At 61.6% G+C, this 3,973-nt stretch carries 3 protein-coding genes and 1 pseudogene; all 4 read left to right on the plus strand.

All coding sequences use genetic code 11. The features are described 5' to 3' along the window. Positions 1 to 598 (plus strand): annotated as a pseudogene (locus EN914_RS27245) (DNA primase); the annotation flags it as partial. Between the two features lie 426 nt (positions 599 to 1,024). Then, complete coding sequence (gene rpoD / locus EN914_RS27250; RefSeq protein ID WP_013530149.1) at positions 1,025 to 3,046, plus strand: RNA polymerase sigma factor RpoD; 2,022 nt, start codon at positions 1,025 to 1,027, stop codon at positions 3,044 to 3,046. Between the two features lie 181 nt (positions 3,047 to 3,227). Next, complete coding sequence (locus EN914_RS27255) at positions 3,228 to 3,521, plus strand: GYD domain-containing protein (RefSeq protein ID WP_013530150.1); 294 nt, start codon at positions 3,228 to 3,230, stop codon at positions 3,519 to 3,521. 131 nt (positions 3,522 to 3,652) lie between these two features. Continuing rightward, positions 3,653 to 3,973: thiol-disulfide oxidoreductase DCC family protein (locus EN914_RS27260; RefSeq protein WP_127389375.1), on the plus strand; the 321-nt coding region annotated here is incomplete at its 3' end.

Genomic DNA, 3,973 nt, shown 5'->3' on the forward strand with positions numbered 1-3,973 from the left:
GAGACAGCCCGGCGGGCAGTTCGCCAAGAGCGGTGGCGGCCGCATTGCGATCACCGAAAGTCTCGGCCAGTCGGCTTTGGTCAAACGCGGCGGCGAGGGGATGTCGGTGCGCGAGGCGACGATCATCGTCGCATTGGTCAACCATCCGGCACTGATCGACGAGAATTTCGCCCATATCGAGTTTCTCGATCTCGCCAACTCCGATCTGAGGCGGCTGCATGCGGCAATCCTCGATGCAATGGCGCATGACATGGCCAATGATCGCCAGGCGGTGATTGCGACGATCGAACGCGCCGGCTGCGCCGAGATCTGGGAGCGGGCCGTCGGGTTGATCCGGCGGATGCGGCAATGGCCGGCGCTAGAGACCGCCGCCCTTGAAGATGCCCGCGATGCTTTCAGCCAGGCGCTGCACTTGCAGCGCAGCGCGCGCACCTTACATAAGGAACTGAAACAGGCGGAAGCGGCGCTCGCCACCGATCCCACAGACGAAAACTACCGGCACCTGATCGAAATTCAGGCGCAATTCCAGGATGTGCAAGCCACGGAAGCACTGATCGAAGGGTTTGGCGTCTCCTCGGGCAGGGCAGGGCGAGCTTAGTTGGAAGCGAGTGAATTGAGAAAGCGTCGTTGCGCGTCGAAATGGCGCGTAACGGGCTAAGTCGGGTAATTGATTCGCTTTTTTCATGCGAATCATGCGAGAGGCGCTTGACCTTCTGGCAGATTGGCGGAATCAGGACGATTCGAAACGTTAACCCGAACCCGCGTCGACGGGAAATAAGCGATGTGAGGTACTGGTCACTGGACAGGCAGCCCGCCTGCCACAGATATCAGGGTTAATCTGGACTTAATGGATGTCGCCCAAAAAGGGGAAACCCGGTTTTGGGGCAACGACATACACCAAACGAAACGAGTTGATGCAGTTACTGGCCCGGTGAAGCGCGTTTCATAAGCGAGCGCATCCGATTTGACTGGTCCGACAGCTTACGCGGCTTTGAAGTTCGGCCGCTAGGAGAAGATAAAGACTATGGCGACAAAGGAAAAGGAAGAGGTCGAAACCGAACGCGAAGGCGCCACCGATGGCCCTCTGCTCGACCTTTCCGATGATGCTGTCAAGAAGATGATCAAGGCCGCCAAGAAGCGCGGCTATGTCACCATGGACGAGCTGAATTCGGTGCTGCCCTCAGAGGAAGTGACCTCCGAGCAGATCGAGGACACGATGGCGATGCTGTCCGACATGGGCATCAACGTGGTCGAGGACGACGAGCAGGGCGAGGAGCCCGAGGCCGCCGACACCGCGGCCGATGCCGAGGAAGACGCCAACGAGCTGGCTGAGCAGACCGGCACCGCGGTTGCCGCCACCACCACCAAGAAAGAACCGACCGATCGCACCGACGATCCGGTGCGCATGTATCTGCGCGAGATGGGCTCGGTGGAGCTTTTGTCGCGCGAGGGCGAAATTGCCATCGCCAAACGCATCGAGGCCGGCCGCGAGACGATGATCGCGGGTCTGTGCGAAAGCCCGCTGACCTTCCAGGCCATCATCATCTGGCGCGACGAACTCAACGAATCCAAGATCCTGCTGCGTGAGATCATCGATCTCGAAGCCACCTATGCCGGCCCCGAGGCCAAGCAGGCGCCGGTGGTCGAGCGCGTCGAGGAAGCCAAGGTCGAGGACAAGCCGCGCCGTTCGCGCGACGACGAAGACGACATCACCAATGTCGGCGCCGATACGCGTGGGCTGACGGATGACGACGACGAAGACGAGGACGAAGCGAGCCTGTCGCTGGCCGCGATGGAAGCGGAACTCCGCCCGCAGGTGATGGAGACGCTCGACGTTATCGCCGACACCTACAAAAAGCTGCGCAAGCTGCAGGATCAGCAGGTCGAGAACCGTCTGGCCGCGGCCGGCACGCTGTCGCCCAGCCAGGATCGCCGGCTGAAGGAGCTGAAGGACCAGCTGATCAAGGCGGTGAAGTCGCTGTCGCTCAACACGGCGCGCATCGAGGCGCTGGTCGAGCAGCTCTACGACATCAACAAGCGCCTGGTGCAGAACGAAGGCAAGCTGCTCAGGCTCGCCGAAAGCTACGGCGTGCGTCGCGAAGAGTTCCTGAAGGAATATCAGGGTTCCGAGCTCGACCCGAACTGGACGCGCTCGATCGGCAACCTGACCTCGCGCGGCTGGAAGGAATTCACCAAGAACGAGAAGGATGCGATCAAGGACCTGCGCGCCGAGATCCAGAACCTCGCCACCGAAACGGCGATCTCGATCCTGGAATTCCGCAAGATCGTCAACCAGGTGCAGAAGGGCGAGCGCGAAGCGGCGATCGCCAAGAAGGAAATGGTCGAGGCCAATCTGCGCCTCGTCATCTCAATCGCCAAGAAATACACCAATCGCGGCCTGCAGTTCCTCGACCTGATCCAGGAAGGCAATATCGGCCTGATGAAGGCGGTCGACAAATTCGAATACCGCCGTGGTTACAAGTTCTCGACCTACGCGACATGGTGGATCCGGCAGGCGATCACGCGTTCGATCGCCGATCAGGCGCGCACCATCCGCATTCCGGTGCACATGATCGAAACGATCAACAAGATCGTGCGCACCTCGCGCCAGATGCTGCACGAGATCGGCCGCGAGCCGACGCCGGAAGAACTGGCCGAAAAGCTTGCCATGCCGCTCGAAAAGGTACGCAAGGTCTTGAAGATCGCCAAGGAGCCGATCTCGCTCGAAACGCCGGTCGGCGACGAGGAGGATTCGCATCTGGGCGATTTCATCGAGGACAAGATGGCGATCCTGCCGATCGACGCGGCGATCCAGGCCAATCTGCGCGAGACCACCACGCGCGTGCTGGCCTCGCTGACGCCGCGCGAGGAGCGCGTGCTCAGAATGCGCTTCGGTATCGGCATGAACACCGACCACACGCTGGAAGAAGTCGGCCAGCAGTTCTCGGTTACCCGCGAGCGTATCCGCCAGATCGAAGCCAAGGCGCTGCGCAAGCTCAAGCACCCGAGCAGGTCGCGCAAGCTGCGCAGTTTCCTGGATAGCTGAGACTTACCGATGCAAAGAGTTCAAGGGCGCCGATGGCGCCCTTTTTTGTTTGTGGGGCGCACTCTTGCGGGCCGGGCCCTTCGGGAGGATAATTTCGCTGTCGGATGCATTTCTGGGCGATAACCCGGATGCCCGCCCCGGCGAAGCCGCCGTGCTCCGTGGCCCCGGAGGGAGGTGTGCCATGACAAGCTACATCGTGCTGATGAACTGGACGGAGCAGGGTGCCAGAAACGTGCGCGAGTCACCGAAGCGGCTCGACGCCGCCAGAAAGCAGCTGGGAGACATGGGCGGATCGTTCAAGGCGTTCTACCTGACCATGGGCGAATACGACATGGTGGCGGTGGTCGAAGCGCCCGACGACGCGGTGCTGGCGCGCTTCTCGCTGATGCTGGCGGCAGCCGGCAATGTCAGGACGCGGACGCTGAAGGCCTTTCCCGAATTAGCCTACCGCGAGATCGTCACCTCGCTCGGATAAAGCCCGTAGCGGAAGGGCCGGACCGGCTGGCCCGATACATTCTCCTTCGCGCGAGCGACCGAGCGACGTCTTGACGGCGCCCGATCGTTCGTGGTCCTTCAAGTTTGCGCTACCAACCAAATGCCGGAACTATGCTGACCGTCTGGTACAACACGCGCTGCCCGGTCTGCGATGCCGGGATCAGCAGGCAGAAGCGGCGGCTGATCGAAGCGATCAAGGCTGGGCGGATCGAGTTCCGAGACATCAATCTTGAACCGGCAGCGCTAGCCGGATTTGGCGCGTCGCTTGAGGATATCCGCCGCCGGCTGCACGCCACCGATGCCGAGGGCCGACTGCTGGTCGGCGCCGATGTCGCCATCGCGGTATGGAAGGTCACGCCGGGCGAGGGCTGGTTGGCGACGCTGTTCGGCAATCCGGTTGCCTTGCCGCTGACACGCTTTGCCTACGATCGC

Origin of the sequence: Mesorhizobium sp. M7A.F.Ca.CA.001.08.2.1, assembly GCF_003998455.1 — a bacterium.
Classification (GTDB): Bacteria; Pseudomonadota; Alphaproteobacteria; order Rhizobiales; family Rhizobiaceae; genus Mesorhizobium; species Mesorhizobium ciceri.

Excerpts from the sequence above, each read along its gene's own strand:
- rpoD (WP_013530149.1), top strand. The coding sequence starts at position 1,025 with ATGGCGACAAAGGAAAAGGAAGAGGTCGAAACCGAACGCGAAGGCGCC.
- EN914_RS27255 (WP_013530150.1), top strand. The coding sequence starts at position 3,228 with ATGACAAGCTACATCGTGCTGATGAACTGGACGGAGCAGGGTGCCAGA.